15 protein-coding genes are annotated in these 16805 nt (G+C 45.8%); 12 read left to right on the top strand and 3 right to left on the bottom strand.

From position 1 onward, the window contains the following. Positions 1-4 precede the first annotated feature (4 nt). The 8 genes from MKY35_RS26015 to MKY35_RS25980 all read left to right on the top strand — a co-directional run bounded on the left by MKY35_RS26015 (position 5) and on the right by MKY35_RS25980 (position 8456). Complete coding sequence (locus MKY35_RS26015) at positions 5-1351, top strand: amino acid permease (RefSeq protein WP_039272058.1); 1347 nt, start codon at positions 5-7, stop codon at positions 1349-1351. Between the two features lie 159 nt (positions 1352-1510). After that, entirely contained in the window at positions 1511-2524 is a 1014-nt protein-coding gene (locus tag MKY35_RS26010) for an SIS domain-containing protein (RefSeq protein WP_039272056.1), read from the top strand. Between the two features lie 94 nt (positions 2525-2618). Further along, positions 2619-3401, top strand: a complete 783-nt coding sequence (gene frlD / locus MKY35_RS26005; protein WP_342445231.1) for a fructoselysine 6-kinase — start codon at positions 2619-2621, stop codon at positions 3399-3401. A 63-nt stretch (positions 3402-3464) separates the two neighbouring features. Continuing rightward, the gene (locus MKY35_RS26000) at positions 3465-4193 is read left to right on the top strand and encodes a GntR family transcriptional regulator (protein ID WP_311083665.1); all 729 of its coding nucleotides are present in this window, start codon (positions 3465-3467) and stop codon (positions 4191-4193) included. 286 nt (positions 4194-4479) lie between these two features. Next, complete coding sequence (locus tag MKY35_RS25995) at positions 4480-6444, top strand: translation factor GTPase family protein (RefSeq protein WP_342445230.1); 1965 nt, start codon at positions 4480-4482, stop codon at positions 6442-6444. A 105-nt stretch (positions 6445-6549) separates the two neighbouring features. Then, positions 6550-7110, top strand: coding sequence for a DUF4303 domain-containing protein (locus tag MKY35_RS25990; protein ID WP_342445229.1), 561 nt, complete (start codon positions 6550-6552; stop codon positions 7108-7110). 34 nt (positions 7111-7144) lie between these two features. Beyond that, on the top strand, positions 7145-7786 hold the full coding sequence (locus MKY35_RS25985; protein ID WP_039272049.1) for a hypothetical protein: 642 nt from the start codon (positions 7145-7147) through the stop codon (positions 7784-7786). Positions 7787-7928: 142 nt separating this feature from the next. Further along, complete coding sequence (locus MKY35_RS25980; protein ID WP_342445228.1) at positions 7929-8456, top strand: hypothetical protein; 528 nt, start codon at positions 7929-7931, stop codon at positions 8454-8456. A gap of 67 nt (positions 8457-8523) precedes the next feature. Here MKY35_RS25980 and MKY35_RS25975 read toward each other — a convergent pair whose 3' ends face one another. Further along, complete coding sequence (locus MKY35_RS25975) at positions 8524-8904, bottom strand: hypothetical protein (RefSeq protein WP_069012335.1); 381 nt, start codon at positions 8902-8904, stop codon at positions 8524-8526. A 158-nt stretch (positions 8905-9062) separates the two neighbouring features. Between MKY35_RS25975 and MKY35_RS25970 the strand changes: the two genes are divergently transcribed. From MKY35_RS25970 to MKY35_RS25960, 3 genes are all read left to right on the top strand, one after another. Beyond that, a complete protein-coding gene (locus MKY35_RS25970; protein WP_342445227.1) occupies positions 9063-10397 on the top strand; it encodes an SMI1/KNR4 family protein in 1335 nt (444 codons plus the stop codon). Positions 10398-10558: 161 nt separating this feature from the next. Next, on the top strand, positions 10559-11161 hold the full coding sequence (locus MKY35_RS25965; protein WP_342445226.1) for a class I SAM-dependent methyltransferase: 603 nt from the start codon (positions 10559-10561) through the stop codon (positions 11159-11161). 255 nt (positions 11162-11416) lie between these two features. Then, positions 11417-11950: a YceI family protein gene (locus MKY35_RS25960; RefSeq protein ID WP_342445225.1), complete on the top strand. Its 534-nt coding sequence runs from the start codon at positions 11417-11419 to the stop codon at positions 11948-11950. A gap of 77 nt (positions 11951-12027) precedes the next feature. On the opposite strand, the gene MKY35_RS25955 is transcribed toward MKY35_RS25960, so the two are convergent. After that, positions 12028-12705: a TetR/AcrR family transcriptional regulator gene (locus tag MKY35_RS25955; protein WP_342445224.1), complete on the bottom strand. Its 678-nt coding sequence runs from the start codon at positions 12703-12705 to the stop codon at positions 12028-12030. A 456-nt stretch (positions 12706-13161) separates the two neighbouring features. Between MKY35_RS25955 and MKY35_RS25950 the strand changes: the two genes are divergently transcribed. Further along, positions 13162-14868 (top strand): CocE/NonD family hydrolase, encoded by a 1707-nt coding sequence (locus MKY35_RS25950; protein WP_322251661.1) that lies wholly within the window; start codon positions 13162-13164, stop codon positions 14866-14868. Between the two features lie 283 nt (positions 14869-15151). On the opposite strand, the gene MKY35_RS25945 is transcribed toward MKY35_RS25950, so the two are convergent. Next, positions 15152-16573 carry an MDR family MFS transporter gene (locus MKY35_RS25945; protein ID WP_039272036.1) on the bottom strand — a complete coding sequence of 474 codons (1422 nt, stop codon included), beginning with the start codon at positions 16571-16573 and terminating at the stop codon, positions 15152-15154. Between the last annotated feature and the right edge of the window lie 232 nt (positions 16574-16805).

Below are 16805 nucleotides of genomic sequence, written 5' to 3'. Positions count from 1 at the left end.
CGTTATGAGTAATGGCTCTCTTACACGAAAACTGGGCTTTTGGTCGGCTCTAGCCATCGCTGTTGGAACTACGATAGGTTCCGGAATCTTCGTCTCTTCCGGCGATGTCGCAAAAGCTGCGGGTATGCCCTCGATCTCAATTCTAGCCTGGATTATTGGTGGGGTTATTGCGATTCCGCAGGTCATGGTGCTGGCCGAATTGGCGACTGCCTACCCGCAAAATGGAAGCGGTTACGTATACTTGAATAAAGCTGGATGGAGGCCCTTGGCCTTTCTATATGGATGGGCAACCTTCTGGGCACTCGATCCTCCGTCCATTTCAATTATGGCTCTGGCCATTGTTGCATACCTGGCAAGCTTCTTCCCTTTCTTCGCTGGAATTGCCGGTAAACTGCTAGGAGTAGCGATCATTCTGATCATCACGTCCATCCATTACCGAAGTGTCAAGGCAGGCGGTAGTTTTCAAGTCATTATTACGGCTGTCAAAATCATCCCTTTCCTGATTGTCATTGTGCTGGGCCTCATGTACATGAACTTTGACAACTTTGCTTACACGCCCGCCGCAGGAGCGACAAGTTCAAGCTTAATTGGTGGCGTATCTGCCACAACGTGGGCTTACACGGGAATGGCTGCCATTTGTTTTATGGCTGGGGAATTCAAAAATCCAGGGAAAGTTCTCCCTCGGGCATTAATTAGTTCAGTACTGATTGTATTGGGTCTATATACGCTGCTTGCGGTATGTGTCACTGGCCTAATGCCGTTCGATAAACTGATGGGTTCCAGCTCCGCTGTGTCCGATGCCGTCAAGTATATTCCCGGATTATCCGGCATGGCCTCATCCTTTGTGGCCGTTACTGCGATTATAGTTATTCTGGGTTCCTTGAGCTCTTGCATTATGTTTCAGCCTCGCCTGGAGTATGCTATGGCGAAAGATGGGCTGTTCTTTCAGCGTTTTGCGAAAGTTCATCCCAAATTCGAAACACCAAGCTTCTCGATTATTGCTCAGGTTACGTTGGCCTGTATTCTTGTGTTCTTCAGCAATTTAACCGCACTGCTTGGTTATTTCACGCTGATTCAGCTGGTCATTAACATTTTGGACTTTGCCGCGGTCTATAAATGCCGTAAGAGAGAGGATTATAACCCGATTTACCGCATGCCAATGTGGAGAGTAACGACTATTCTGGCTATCCTTGGGGCAGGCTGGCTGGCTTGGGGAACCTTTACGTGGGCTCCAGTGCAGGGCATGATTGCTGCGGCGATAGTCATCGCAACGGGTCTGCCTGTGTATTACTATTGGGAGAAGAAGTATGGATCTAAAAGCAGTCATGACAGCAGTAATATAGTGACTTAGCCCGGATGGAATAAAGGGAGCCGGCTCTGACTCGCTGATTTCCTTCAGATTTTACAAAAAAGTTGTTTAAATTGTATTGTCTAGTTATACTACTGTATATAACAAATAAAATTGGATGATATTGGAGAGGAACCGCTCCAGTATAGGGAGGGAACGTAAATGTTGAATTTTGACGAACAGTTATTCCTTAAGCTTGTGGAACAAGAGGGCTTGGCCTTTAGAGGGCAAATTGAAGAGATTGTGGACGGGATTGCCAAGAAAGGGTACAGCAATATTTTTCTGATTGGTGCGGGTGGCACAATTGCGATGATGTATCCTTATGAGTATATTCTGAAATCAAGCTCGACCATCGATGTACATGCGGAGATTGCTGCTGAGTTTATGGTGATGAACAACAGACATTTCAGTAAGGATTCCGTATGTATTTTCACATCTGTGTCGGGAACCACGCAGGAGACCGTTGCGGCAGCCGAGTTCTGTAAAGAACGGGGAGCGACTACGATTGCACTTGTGGCAGAAAGAGATACTCCACTAACCAAAATTGTAGATCACTGCATCACAACCGGCTCGGAGAAACATTCCTTCGATACATTCTTCATGCTCCTGTACATGGTTGTGTTCCGGTTCATGTATAACAACAATGAGTTCCCTCAGTACGAGCAGTTCACGAAGGAAGTTGCCTTATTGCCGCGTGCGATTCTGGACGCAGTCAAGACCTTTGACCCTAAAGCGGAAGCTTTTGCAAAAGAACACAAAGATACTGACTATCATATGATGGTTGGCTCCGGCAATCTGTGGGGGAATACGTACTCCTACGCAATGTGTATCCTGGAAGAAATGCAGTGGATTCATGCGAAGTCGATTCATGCGGCGGAATTTTTCCATGGCACGCTTGAGCTTGTGGTTGAGGATACTAGTGTTATTCTGTTGAAAGGCGAAGATGAGACCAGACCTCTGATGGATCGGGTGGAAAGATTCGCCGAGAAGATTACGAAGAAGCTGACCCTTATTGATACCAAAGACTTTGCCATGGAAGGCATCAGCGAGGAGTTCAGAAAGCATTTTGCCGTAAGTATCAACTGGTCTGTACTAAGCCGTATTAGCGTCTACCTGGAGCGTGAGAGAAATCATCCGTTAACACTTAGAAGATACTATCGCCAAATGGAATATTAAGATACGCAGTCTTTAGTTGATTGTTATTGATGCATTTGATTTGAGCACTACTTTGTAGTGCTCATTCTTTAATAGCAGGGAAGGCGGGAGCAAGATGAGAATTATTACAGTCGGGGATAACTGCATGGATGTCTATCAAGCAAGCGGCAAAGCTTATCCTGGAGGCAATCCGGTGAATGTGGCCGTCTATTTAACTGAAATGGGTGCAAAGACGGCCTATCTGGGCTGGGTGGGCACCGACATTTATGGGGAGATCATGATCCAGGCTATTCAGGACAAGGGCGTGGACACTTCCCGGATTTCAAAAAAGGACGGAAAAACAGCGGTAACCCACGTGGAGATGGTGGAGAATGACCGGAGGTTCGGCGATTACGACGAGGGAGTTATGGCACAGTTTTTCCTTACAGCAGAAGAGCTTGACTTTGCCGGGAATTATCAGCTTGTCCACTCAGGGATATGGGGCCATGCCGATACGTACTTTCCTCTCTTTAAGGAAAAGGGCCTGATCACTTCCTTTGATTTCTCGGATCAGTTACAGGATGATCGAGTACAGACTTTAACGCCCTATGTAGACTATCCATTCTTTTCGTACACTCAGGATGATGACTATATCCGCCAGCTCTTGGTGGAGGTCAAGCAAAGAGGAGCGCAGATTGCCGTGGCTACCTTGGGCGAGAACGGTTCGCTTGCTTACGATGGGGAACAATTCTTTCCGCACGGCGTGGGTAAGGTGAACGTTGTGGATACGATGGGAGCTGGGGATTCCTTCATTGCCGGGTTCATTTACGGCCAATTGAAAGGGTTTTCAACCGAGAACTGCCTGGAGCTTGGGGCAATCACAGCTGGGAAGACGATAGGTTATTTCGGTGCATGGTGACTGGAGATGATCATCAATGTATAATACTTATTATAATCATTGATGGATAAGGATGAATTTACCATGAATTTGAATCCTTCAACCCCCCAGCCGCTGTACATGCAGATCAGGCAAATGTTGAAGAACGATATCCAGGACGGACGATACAAACCGGATGAACAGATTCCAACGGAAGCAGAGCTATGTGATACTTATAGTGTAAGCCGAATCACCATACGGAAAGCGATTGAGGAGCTCGTGCGGGAAGGAACCCTGACGCGAATTCCTCGTAGAGGTACCTTTGTGGCCTCCAACAAATTTCATAATGAACTGTTATCAGTAAGCGGTTTCTCAGAGTTCAGCCATCAGCTGGGCATGATTCCAAACTCACGGATATTAAGAAGCGAAGTAATCCCGGCGTCTGAAGAGGTGGCTGGACATCTTCTTATTGAAGAAGGCAGCCCTGTGTTGGAACTTGAACGGTTGATGTATGTAGATGATCGCCCGCTTTTCTATGATATAGCCCATTATTCACTCACCCGATTTCCGGATTTGGAAAAGAAGATTGCAATGAAAGAATCGACTTACAAGATTCTGGCGGAGGATTATAGCACCGAGATCGTGAGCAATGACAAGATCATTGATGTGATCGGTGCGACCAAAGATTATGCGAAATTGCTTGAATGTGATATCGGTGCGAACTTGTTCCGGATATTAAAAATTGCTTTTGACGCAAACGATGAGCCTGTTCATCTCTCCACATTTATGTGTGAGACTAATCGGGTCAATCTGACGGTCCACCGGGCAAAATAGGTCATGTCCATCGGCATGGCCTATTTCTTTTTAGTACACCCAGCATGGGCGTCATCTCTAGGGTGGAAGTCCCGAGCGGGAAGATGGCAGTTATTACGAATCTAGCCTGCTTCTAAGACCAAAGATATGGTGCAGACTCATTTATCGAGGGAAAATGTGAATGCAGAGTGGATTGTCATTGAACTTGAGCAAAAATTAGGCAGAAAGCTGCGTGACGACCGAGGCGAATGGTATTTATAGTAATAAAATGAGCAGTATTAACAAGAAGCGTTGAAAGTGGGATTCTATGAAGCGACTAACGATTGGCCTGTTCGCCCATGTGGATGCAGGTAAGACAACTTTTGCGGAACAGCTGCTGTACCATACGAACAGTATCCGATCGCGGGGGCGGGTGGATCATCAGGATGCGTTTCTGGACAGCCACGACATCGAGCGGGCAAGGGGCATTACGGTGTTCGCAGATCAGGCGGTAATAGAATATAAAGGAGATAGCTATTACATAATAGACACGCCCGGACACGTCGATTTCTCCCCGGAGATGGAGCGGGCGATTCAGGTCATTGATTATGCCGTCCTGATTGTAAGCGCAGTTGAAGGTGTCCAGGGCCATACGGAGACGGTCTGGCAGCTGCTGCGCAAGCATCGGATTCCGACGTTCTTCTTTATTAACAAGACGGATCGGATCGGCGCGGATGCAGGCAGAACCGAGGAGGATATCCGTCAGCAGTTGACGGGGGATGTATGCTGCATTACACAGAGCTTCGCTGACGGCATAGTCGGCGAGCCGCTGCGGGAGTGCATGGCGGAGCGGGACGAAGCCTTGCTGGAAGCGTTCCTGGAGGGGAGAGAGGATACCGGCTTCTGGCTGGAGGCCCTGCAGAGGATGATAGCGGCGAGTCTCCTCTTCCCCTGTGCTTACGGCTCTGCACTTCAGGATACAGGCGTCGTTGAGTTTCTGGATCAGCTGCATCTGCTGACAACAACCACTTATGACGAGAATGCTTCGTTCCAGGGGCGGACTTATAAAATTCGGCACGATGCAGGCGGAGCGAGACTCACGTTCATTAAGGCGCTGGGTGGTCGGCTGAAGGTGAGGGAACAGCTTAGTTACGAGAGCGGCGGGGTTCAATATGACGAAAAAATTACGCGCATCTTCTTGTTTAACGGCCTTAAATCGCAGCCGGTGGAACAAGTGGAAGCTGGCGATTTGTTTGCGGTTGCCGGCTTGTCCGCCGCCGAGGCCGGACAAGGCCTGGGGTCGATATCGGACAAGTTAGCTTACGATTCGGAGCCGACGTTACAATCGAAGGTAGTATTCGACAATTCGATACATGTACAAAAGGTGCTCGGTGCTTTTCGCACGCTGGAGGCGGAGGAGCCGTCTCTGAACGTCGTTTGGGATGAGAAATTGCAGGAGATTTCTATCCGCGTCATGGGATTGATTCAGCTGGAAGTGCTGGAGCAGCTTGTTAGAGAGCGCTTTGGCTTTGCTATCTCTTTTGGACAACCGGAAATCTTGTATAAGGAAACGATTCAATCGGCTGTGAAAGGGTACGGCCACTTCGAACCGCTCAGGCATTATGCGGAAGTGCATTTGCTGATTGAACCGGGAGCAAGGGGCAACGGTATCATGTTCGATAGCAGATGTCATGCCGATGATCTGAATATCAGCTATCAGAATCTGATTCGGAATCATCTCTACGAACGGGAGCATCACGGACTGCTGACCGGCATGCCGGTCACCGACGTGAACATTACGCTACTGAGGGGCCGCGCGCATAAAGAACATACCCATGGCGGCGATTTTCGTGAGGCTGCCTTTCGAGCACTACGGCAGGGTCTGGAGAAGGCGGACAACGTGCTGCTGGAGCCCTATTACGATTTCAAAATCAAGGTCGCTATCGATGAAATGGGCAGGGTACTGTCCGATATTCAGCGTGCATCGGGTATTTTTAATCCGCCGCAGACAACCGGAACGCAAGCGGTGGTCACGGGCAGGGTGCCCGTGTCGACTTTCATGAACTACAGTGCTGAATTTTCATCCTTTACGCATGGACGAGGCAGTATCCGCTGCGTGTTCAGCGGCTACGACCGCTGCCATAATACGGAGGAGGTCATAGAACGAATGGGCTACCGCAAAGGGGCGGACCCACTGTATACATCCTCCTCCATCTTTTGCGCCAAGGGGGCGGGTTACTCGGTGTCATGGGATGAGGCGGAAGCCAAGATGCACCTTGAATTAGAACCCTAATCGCACATATTTCCAGGATTCAGGTGAATAGTAGGTAGATTTAGGATGAACAATCTTTATAATGGAAATAAGATGTATATTTTATAGGGCTAAGGGGCGATTGTCGTGAAACTGACGCAAGGAATAGAGGCGCTGGCGGCAGAAATTACCGATGTGGCTAGGGCATCCTTTCGCACTCTTTTTGAAAATGGCGAACGTTACTATTACTGCACGCTATTTACTACTGGAGAGGGACATGCGCCAAGCATCTCCGCCTGGTCATGGGAGGCCTTGGAGAGGGAAGCGGCCAGGCAAGGAGACGAAAGCGACACGCCGGGATCAACGATTGCGGAACTCATCAAATGGTCCTATGCCGATTCACCCTATTGTTGTTTCAGAGATGAGAACTTCGATGATGTTAAACAATTGTTTATGAAGCGTCCTTCTATTGCGGAGCTTGAAGCTGACGAATGGAATCGTGAATTTGATTCGAGGCTGAAGGCCATGGAGCTGGCGATGAAAATGCTCGATAATGAAGGCGTGTTTGCCTTGAATCAACCGCGAGAGGCTGTATGCGTCCTTGTCGAGGTCATGCCGCCGGATGAGATCAACACCGAAATCGCCCTGCGTTTGAATCAGGCGGAGTCTCCGGCAATGCAAGCATGGCTGGCGGAAGCGGCGGAGTGAGGGCATTCGTGTTTCTTGAGGGAGATGTTGTAAAATGCCTACGGAAAATCAAATGAATATTTTAGTTGAGAGAACAGATTGTATTCTTTATTATGCGGGATCGCCTCTATCGAACGAACATAGTGCAGGCTGGATCGGCGGGAATGCACCCGAATTTTTTGATGATCAAGAAGACCTCATCCAAGAAGGTAACCCAAAATATGTTTTTTACTTGAGCCTCGTCCATCCCTTTAAACCAGAGAGCATGATTTCGATCTTCATCCCTGAAGACTATGAGGAGTATTTGGAAAATAACATTTATCCTAATTGCCCGATCAAGGTGATTGAGCATCCCATTTCGACTGAAAGCGTCAAAGATATGTTTACTAACCCGGGTCTTATAAAGCATGTAATTTCAAACGGGGAACTAAGCCATGACGAAAAGTCGATGGATCAGCCTTATTTGATCAAAGTAGGCGGAAACCCGAGACTTATTCAAAATGAAGACTATTATTTTGCGAAGCTGAAGGAGGAGTCATTCTCTTTTTTATTTCAGGTAGATGAAGATGGCTACCCCGAAACGTTGCTTCAGGAGGATTACAATTATCCTTTTGGTTTTGGATCACTATATATTTTTGCCAAAATGGGGACGACTGAGATACAACATCCAGTAGCGGGTTTTTGGCAATTCTCTTGATATAGCGTGGGGACCCTCGGGAGGACTTGAACGGCGGTGAGCCCGCCAAACGATTTTTGGCGTGCGTATGTCCTATTCGCACAAGCAGGCAGCCCGCCCCTGGCGTAAACTGAATTATAATCAGTGAGCGAGGTGAACTTCCATGGCACAATTGAAGGAGATGCGTGCACGGGCTAAGAAATTTCAAGGCCGTCCGGTCTGTGTCACCCTGCACAGCGGAGAGACCTACGTCGGCTACATCACCGACGTTAATCGCGGCGGGTTGATACTTGCCAGTGCTGGGGCTCCTCCACGCGCTTCTTCCGGGAGGCAAAATTCCCAATCTCTCAAACGCAGAGCCAGTTCGCATGCCCCGGGCGTCCGTCTCGGCAACCGGAAAAGCGGCGCACGTAAACCGTCTGGCCGTTCGCGCTCCCGCAAGCCGGACGCCAAGGTGTCGGCATTCCTGCCGATGATGGGCTCGCTGTTAGGCGGCCTTGGCGGTTCCACTGCAGGCGCAGGAGGGCTTGGCGGTATGCTCGGCGGCGGCTTGCGGGTGTTCGGCATGATCCAGAAATTTCTCCCGGTCGTGAAGATGGGCTACGGCATGATCAAGTCCATTCGCCCGTTTCTCGGCGCCGTTAAAGGCTTGATGCCCCCGGCCAGTCCGGCCACGCCGGATAACGAATAATCGTATATCTGTGAACTTTAAGCTCCCTTTGAGTGGCCAAAGGGGGCTAGTCCACAAACCATTATCACTACCACTGTCTAATCCAAATCGGTTTTAACTCGGAATAGCCCATTTCCTTTAGTAAATCCCAAGCATGATCCAGAACGTGAGGCTTCCCCTGGACCCAAAGTTCTTGTCGTTTTGCCATCAAGTAAGAGATGATTTCAGCAATATGTTTGGGTTTACCTAGATGGATGACAGTTTCTATTTCATTATTTTGGGCTGAAATGTCATAAAAGGACCAAAAAGTATGAGGCTCTTCTTCAGGAGGATTCGCCTGAAAGATGAGCGTGATTTTGATGTTTTTATTCTCTTTCGGAGATAGGTTTAGGATGAAGCGAGACCCGCCTGAGTACCAATAAACGAAGGCATAACCGTCGACCGTAATATTTCTTAATTGGCTTTTCATTACTTTCTCCCTCACTATATGTTGTTTAAAATGAGCTGCGTTTGATGAGTCTCTAGATACATAACACTTTAAAGAGGTACGTCCCATAGAAAAAATAATAAAATTGCTGGATAAGCAAACAAAGGAAACCTGGCTATGGTCAACAGGAGGGTTCAAATATGTGGTTTGGCAAGAAAGAAACGCAACTGGATCGAATAAAAAACAAACTGAGCCAAGCTATGCGCAAAGACGCGGATTTCTCAGTGTTTGGATCATCCTCACATCAATACAGGGTTAAAGAGAAGCTTACAGCAAAAGAGCTGGCGGACTGGCAAGCCCACAATCAGGTCACACTTCCTGAGCCTTATGCGCTGTTTTTAACGAACATCGGCAATGGAGGCGCCGGACCCTATTATGGAATATATTCAATTGAAAAGGCAACTTCCTACACCGAGCGCCAAGCGCTCCTTGCAAAATCCGTTCTGTACCCCCGGATGACCAAAGAGGAATGGAACCGTCTAATTGAGCCCCTGACCAAGGACGAGGACATTCCCGATGAGGAATACGACGACACCTGTAATAAGGTGTTGGGCGGCATGTTGTGCATAGGCACCCAAGGCTGCGAATACGACATGTATCTCGTACTTGAGGGGAAATATAGGGGGAGAATTGTGTACACCTCCGATTTTCATCCTGATCATCCTTTTTTCTTTGTCTATGAAGACAGCTTTCTGGACTGGTACGAGCGCTGGCTGGATGAAATTATTCTGGATTATGATATCGGGTGGTTTGGCAGTCGAATGCCGGGTGATGAGAGTGCGCTGATCCAGATTTATCAGAGCGCTCCAAACGAAGAAATCCAAGCCAAAGCGCTTGATGGAATGTTCAAGTTTAAGAAAGTCTCTCGGCTAACCCTTGCTTTTTTGAAAAAAATTGCGGAGCAAAGCCCCAAAAATCGGACCACAGCCATTTGGCTCATCTGCAAAGCTTCTTTTGACACGGGTAGAAAGTATACTCTGGAGCTGTTGCAATCGGATGAACATGAGGATTTTCTGCAAGCTTTACAGATTCTGCACGCTTCCAGTAAAACTGAGGATTTAACGGAGTTTATTCCAGTGATCTTGCAAAGGCTTGACCGGATTCACGACCCGGAAACGTTGCGTTATGCAGGGTATATCTTGGAAGAGTACGGTGCGATTACGCTCCAGAACTTTGCGCCTTTCTTGTGTCACGCCGACCCGAAAATGCAAACCACTGCCATCTATGCCGCGCGCAGTTGCGAAAACAAGCTGGGAAGCTGGCAGATCATTGAACAGATGTTGATGGGGGGCGGCCTGCAGGTTCTGAATAACTTGATTTCATACTGGGGCATTATTCCACATGAGAAGCTGCTGTCTTATTATAAGGAGGTATGGCCGAAATACAAAAGCAATCCGAATTTCAGAGAAAAATTTATCGGTTGTTTGCGAGAACTGCATTTGCCCGATGATTATTTCGACAAAGACGAATCGTGAAGAAGGTGTGCATGAACCACCCCAAGGTTGTCTCCTCCATTCATACAGAGGTTTTGTTTTTCCATAAGCACTAATAAGAATGTGGACTAAATGCTAATGCTTCGATAGAATATCATTCTATATTGTTGTATTTTTTATTAAGGTGGATTGGAGAGGTAATCATGGGAAATACGGATAAGTTTGAAATGATAGCTAATATATATGACACTTCTGAGAGAATTCAAATTGCAAAGGCATCATCTGATGCCATTCGTGAATATGTGGTTGAGGCTAATAGTAAGAATGCTATTGATTTTGGGTGTGGAACAGGTCTTGTCGGAATGAGCTTGTTAAATGATTTTAATGCTATGCTTTTTCTGGATACTTCACAAAACATGATTAATCAAATAAAGCAAAAAATTACTGATCTTCACATTCAGAATGCAGATACATTATGTTTTGATTTTGAAAAGGAAGGTCTAACGGATCTTCATGCTGACTATATTTTTATGGCTCAGGTTCTGCTCCATATTCATGATGTTGAATTCGTTTTATCAAGGCTATTTGATGTTCTAAATGAGGGAGGACATTTACTAATCGTAGATTTTAATAAAAATGAAAAAGTAGTTTCAGATATAGTCCATAACGGATTTCATCAAGAAGAGCTGGCTGACATTATGACTAAAATAGGTTATAGAGATATTCAATCCAAAACTTTTTATAATGGAAGTAAAATATTCATGGGACAAGATGCATCTATGTTTGTTCTTGATTCTCAAAAATAAACTTTTAGGCAGAAATCAGCCCTCCTTATAGTCGGGGTTCCAAGGTACAACGAAATAAAAGGCCGTTCCTTATGAGACAGCCATGCTTCTTGTACGGTCCGAAATCGGATTTAAGAGGAAGCCGAAAAAATGCTAAAACGCTACTGACATCCCGTTGTCAGTAGCGTTTTTGTATATTAGGGGTATGCGAATATCGCAGTGTTTTGGAGATAGGGCGACCTTTCTCAAATCTTATCATAGAGGTGGAATTTATTTATGAGCAATATCAATTGGGAAGTTGATCCGGACCACAGCTCCGTTGAGTTTTCGGTGACGCATTTAATGATTAATAGAATCAAAGGAGTATTCGAGCATTTCCAAGCGGTCTTGAGTTTTGACCCCAATGATTTAACAACCATGGGTATTCAGGCTTCCATAGATGCAAATAGTATCACAACTCGCCAATCGCAACGAGATGAACACCTGAAGAGCGACGACTTCCTTCATGCTGCCAAGTATCCGACCATTACGTTTCAAAGCACCAGCTGCGTCCTTACTGGCGAAAGGCAATATGAACTTACGGGCAATCTAACTTTGCATGGAGTAACAAAACCCATCACTTTTCATACCGTTTTTGAAGGACTAAACAAAGACCCTCGCGGCCGGGAACGTGTAGGATTTCATTCAACAGCCAGTATCGAACGTAATGGATTTGGCTTGACATTCAACTCGCATCTGGAAAAAGGCGGGATTGTTGTCGCGAACGAAGTGAGAATCGAACTTTATATCGAGGCAATTAAAATAGATTAGCGGTCCTAAAGGCCATCCTTTTATCGGGATGGTCCTTATTCAAAAACTTGCCGCTACAAGTAGATGCCTTGGCGGCTTCATGTTGAGCCTTCCAAGCCTTCACCCGATTGATCTGGCTTGTTGCATAGCTTGGGGTGAGGAGTTTTATCAACCTGCGTTATCCGACAATACATGGCCATTCCTTCTTTGGTTAGATGAGGCAGTATAAGGCTCCATAGGATGGATAAGGTATTTTTAAACTTTGGAAGGAATTTTTGGAGAAGAATTATTTCTTGTGTGCCATACATATTCATCGATAGTAAAGAAATAGACAAATCTTCATATTGCCCGGCATATAATTCTTCTTTCATAATTCCTTTATTAACAAACCCCTTAAATATGTTGGTAAAAAGCGTATAGAAATCATTAACAACCTTAATTTGCATTTTAGCTATCTCCGGATACAACTTAGGCAATTCTGTAAAACTGGAGAAATAAAAGAAATATTTTTTATGGAATGCATTAAGAGTTAAAAACTGCTGATTCAGCCCTTCGATAGAAACCTCAGCTGAGAAATTTAAGTTTTGGTATTCTTCATACTGCATTGCCATAACACCGATCATAAGATCATGTTTTTTTTTGAAATAGTATGTCAAATTACCAGGACTTATATTTAACGCATCGGAAATATCCCTCAATGTTACATATGCATATCCTTTTTTATTAAATAATTCAATTGAAGTCTCAAGGATCTTATCCCTTAAATTAATATCCATTTCTATCTCCTTTAGAGCGTTTGTGCTATGCACTTAAAATCAAAAGCATTATATCATAAATTGTTCCTTCAAGCCGAAATAAGTAGTTTGATTAAGAATATCGAAGAATTCGAGAGATAATTTACGAAGATCCTCATCCAAGAATGCCATTCTCAATAAAGACCAGAGTTGAATTACTGCATTTGCAGGAATATACTGGTTTTAGTACAGGTGTACTAAAATTGCTCTGGATAATTATTGGGGGAGTGAATCCACTTGCAAGAAATCAGAAAGAGATCTAGGAGATATACTGTTTGATGTTAATGGAATTAAACAGTTCTATGACGAGGTTTTCAGCAAGGATAAGAGCCTAGTAGTATATCCAGGGAAAGTTCACAATGCGATTGAACAGGATACAGAAGCACGCTGCTTATTGATTGACTGGTTTGAAGAAAAACTATCAAATGGAGGCAAGCTATGAATCCACTACCTATCGACATTAACGAAAGAAGTAATCACTTTTATGAACTTACTTGGAAAGAAGTACAGATTCCTATGAGAGACGGGAATTACCTCGCCGCAAATCTTTATCAGCCTAATGTGGATGGGAGTTTTCCAGTAATCATGACGATGTGTCCGTATGGAAAGGATCTGCATTTCTCGCAATTTGCTCCTGCTAATCCAACGATCGCAATAGAATATACACACTCGCAGGATAAAGGACCCTTAATTAGTTGGGAAACACCAAATCCTGAATTTTGGGTGCCACAAGGCTATACTGTCTTGCGAGTAGATGAACGTGGTATCGGTAATTCTCCAGGAAAGCTGGATATATTATCAAATGCTTTGAAGAAGGATTATTATGATGCAATCGAATGGGCTGGAACGCAACCCTGGAGCAATGGAAAGATAGGACTGCTGGGCATCTCCTATTTGGCTATGAGTCAATGGGCCGTGGCATCCGAACAACCTCCTCATTTAGCTTGTATCATACCTTGGGAAGGTACAGTAGATTATTATGCAGAATTCTGTTGTCCGGGCGGGATCCAGGCGAACGGTTTTCTTTCATTCTGGTGGAAGAACGGAGTTTTGGCGCATCAATACAATCCCGATGGAAAATTCTCGGAAGAACAATTGCAAGCCAATCGCATTGATTTCCTGGAGATGGTAAAAAACAATCCATTACGTGATCAATCGTGGACGAATCGATTTTCTGATTTGAGTAAAGTAGAGGTGCCTTTATTATCCGCAAGCAACTGGTTTAGCGCCGGAATGCATACCCGTGGAAATTTCCTGGGTTTTCAGAATGCGGTATCAGAGCACAAGTGGCTTGAGGTACATATCGGGAGCCATGTTGGCGCATTTTACACCGCTCAGGGTCGGGAACTGCAGAAAAAATTTCTGGATTATTGGCTTAAAGGAATCGATACTGGCATAATGAGGGAACCGAAAGTGAAGCTTGCCATTCCTCGCGGAGGCAATAACTACACATGGCGCTACGAGAACGAGTATCCGCTTAAGCGCACCCAATGGACCCGCTTTTACCTTGATGCAAGCTCTAATCTGCTTTCGCAAGAGCCTCCGCAAGCCAAGGCCCAGCTTTGCTATGAAGGCGATAAGGAGTGCGAGTCAAAGCACTGGGCGAAGCCTTTTATGGTGAAAGAATTCTCGAGAGAGGAAAACAATTCAAAGCGTGTTCTGTTTGAAATCGATCCATTTGATAACGAAACAGAAATTCTCGGGCCTATCAAACTCCGTTTGTGGGCATCGTCAACTACAGATGATATGGACATTTTCGTATCTTTGCGAAATATTGACTCATTAGGCAATGAGGTCGTTAACTCAGGAGCACTAACAGAGAAATTCCCAATTAGCCAGGGCTGGCTGCGCGCTTCCTTACGTAAAACTGATGATGAATTATCCACGGAGTATAAGCCTTATTACACCTTCGATGAGGTTCAAAAGTTGGTTCCAGGAGAAGTCTATTGCTTGGATATTGAGATATGGGATAGCGCAATTGTTGTAGCTAAAGGAAACCGATTGCTCCTGGAAATTGGAAGCCAGAATCAAAGTGGCTGCGCACTGCTGACTCAGACGGGGGATGACAGGGTTTGGGATGCAGACATTACTCTATATACAGGGGATGAATTTGATTCTTATTTGTTGCTGCCGATCATACCCTAACTGAGTTCAAGTTGACAGGCTTCCCAACGCCCATGATTTTCAAATACTAAAAGCCAGCCGACTCCGGAACAGCTTCCGATAGTTGGCTGGCTAATTTTATTTGAACAAATGCGCTTCCATGGTTTCGGGCAAAGTTGTGTCTTTGCTGAAAAAAATACTGTATTGCTGCTAAAATCAATATTGGTAATAGATTGCCGACGCATACGGTCAATATGACCTCTCTGTACGTGGTCGTACAAGGCTCAAAGACAGCAACGTTGGCCGGGGTGTGCCTAGTAATGAATTAATTATGTTCAGGTGGCTTTTTTATAAACCAACCCAGCGCCAGAATAAGTATTGCCAGAATAAATTCAATCCAAAAAACCGTTTGTAGACCGGAAACCATGCTTTGTGTCTTCTCATGCATCGCAGTGGGATTGAGCGAATGGTGAAGATAACGATTGGCTCCAGACGACATGATGCCGACGAACAATGCGATGCCAATTCCCCCTGCAATCTGTTGGAGCGTATTATATATGGCTGTGCCATGAGGAACCAGGTGACGTGGAAGTTGATTCAATCCTGTCGTCTGAGCCGGCATGACGACGAATGACATACCTAAGAATAAGAGGATATGATTGAACAGAACGGAGCCTTGTGTTGTATCACTGTCGATGCCGGTAAACAGCCACAACGATATGGCGATCAGGAATAGCCCGGGCACAATGACGAGTCTCGGCCCGAATTTATCGAGTAACTTCCCCGATACCGGCATCAGCATTCCGTTCAAAATGCTACCCGGCATTAGAAGTAAGCCTGTCGCGAATGCTGTCAACTTCATCACATCCTGCATATAGAACGGCAGCAATGTTGTTGTGGCGAATAGAACCATCATCAGAATTACAATCAATACCGCAACCAGAGAAAAAGTGGAATGCCGGAATACGGAAAGATTGATCAACGGCTCTTTGATCTTAAGCTGGCGCCATACAAGCAAGAGCAGGAAAAGGCTACCTATTGCAATCGATCCGTAACCTTCTGGCTCAAGAGAGACACTTGTTTGGCTGAAGCCATAGGTGACGCAGCCGAAACCGACGGTTGACATCACAATGGATACAAGATCGACCCTTGGCTTGGTCAGTTCTGTCACGTTCTTTAAGTACACGAATGCATAAATCATCGAAAACAGTGCGACAGGAATCACCATGTAGAACAGCCATCGCCATTGAAAGGTATCGATAATTAAGCCAGACAAAGCCGGCCCGATGACAGGGGCGACCATGATGACCAGCCCCATGAGACCCATGGCGGCACCCCGACGTTCTGGAGGATAGAGAGCGAGAATCGTATTCATCATCAACGGGATCAATAATCCTGTCCCGCAAGCCTGAACAACCCTGCCCATCAGCAAGATTCCGAATCCCGGGGATACTGCACACAAGCAGGTACCGGCCAAAAATAACGCCATCGCAGACATAAACATCTGGCGAGTCGTGAACCATTGCTGTAGTAATGCGGTCACCGGCACCAGTACGCCGATCACGAGCATATACCCCGTCGATAACCATTGTATGGTCGAAGCAGCAACGTTAAATTCTCTCATCAACGCAGGAAACGCATTGGTAAGTAAATTTTCGTTAAGAAACGCGACAAATGTACCGATGAGTAGAGCGGTTAATATTGCCCCTCTCTTCATTCCTCTTGCATCTTGATCCTGATTGTCCATCTTCTACCTCCCGATTGTTCATTACGTTCCGTCCATTGTTTGTATATCGCTTAACCCGCAACGCCTGAAGATCATTTTACGTGAAGTGGGATGAATTGGAAAAAGCGAAATTGCCCATCATACTCGGAAATTCATTCATATTTCGAAAGCATAAGGGGGGCTCCACCACGGTGTCGCTCATTCGCGCATTATTTCTTGACAAGATGAGGTTAGGGGATTATGATAACGTGCC

Origin of the sequence: Paenibacillus sp. FSL L8-0638, assembly GCF_038593075.1 — a bacterium.
In the GTDB taxonomy this organism is placed as follows: Bacteria; Bacillota; Bacilli; order Paenibacillales; family Paenibacillaceae; genus Paenibacillus; species Paenibacillus polymyxa_D.
The sequence above is the reverse complement of the archived record's forward strand: the minus strand, read 5'-3'. Positions and strand labels throughout refer to the sequence as shown.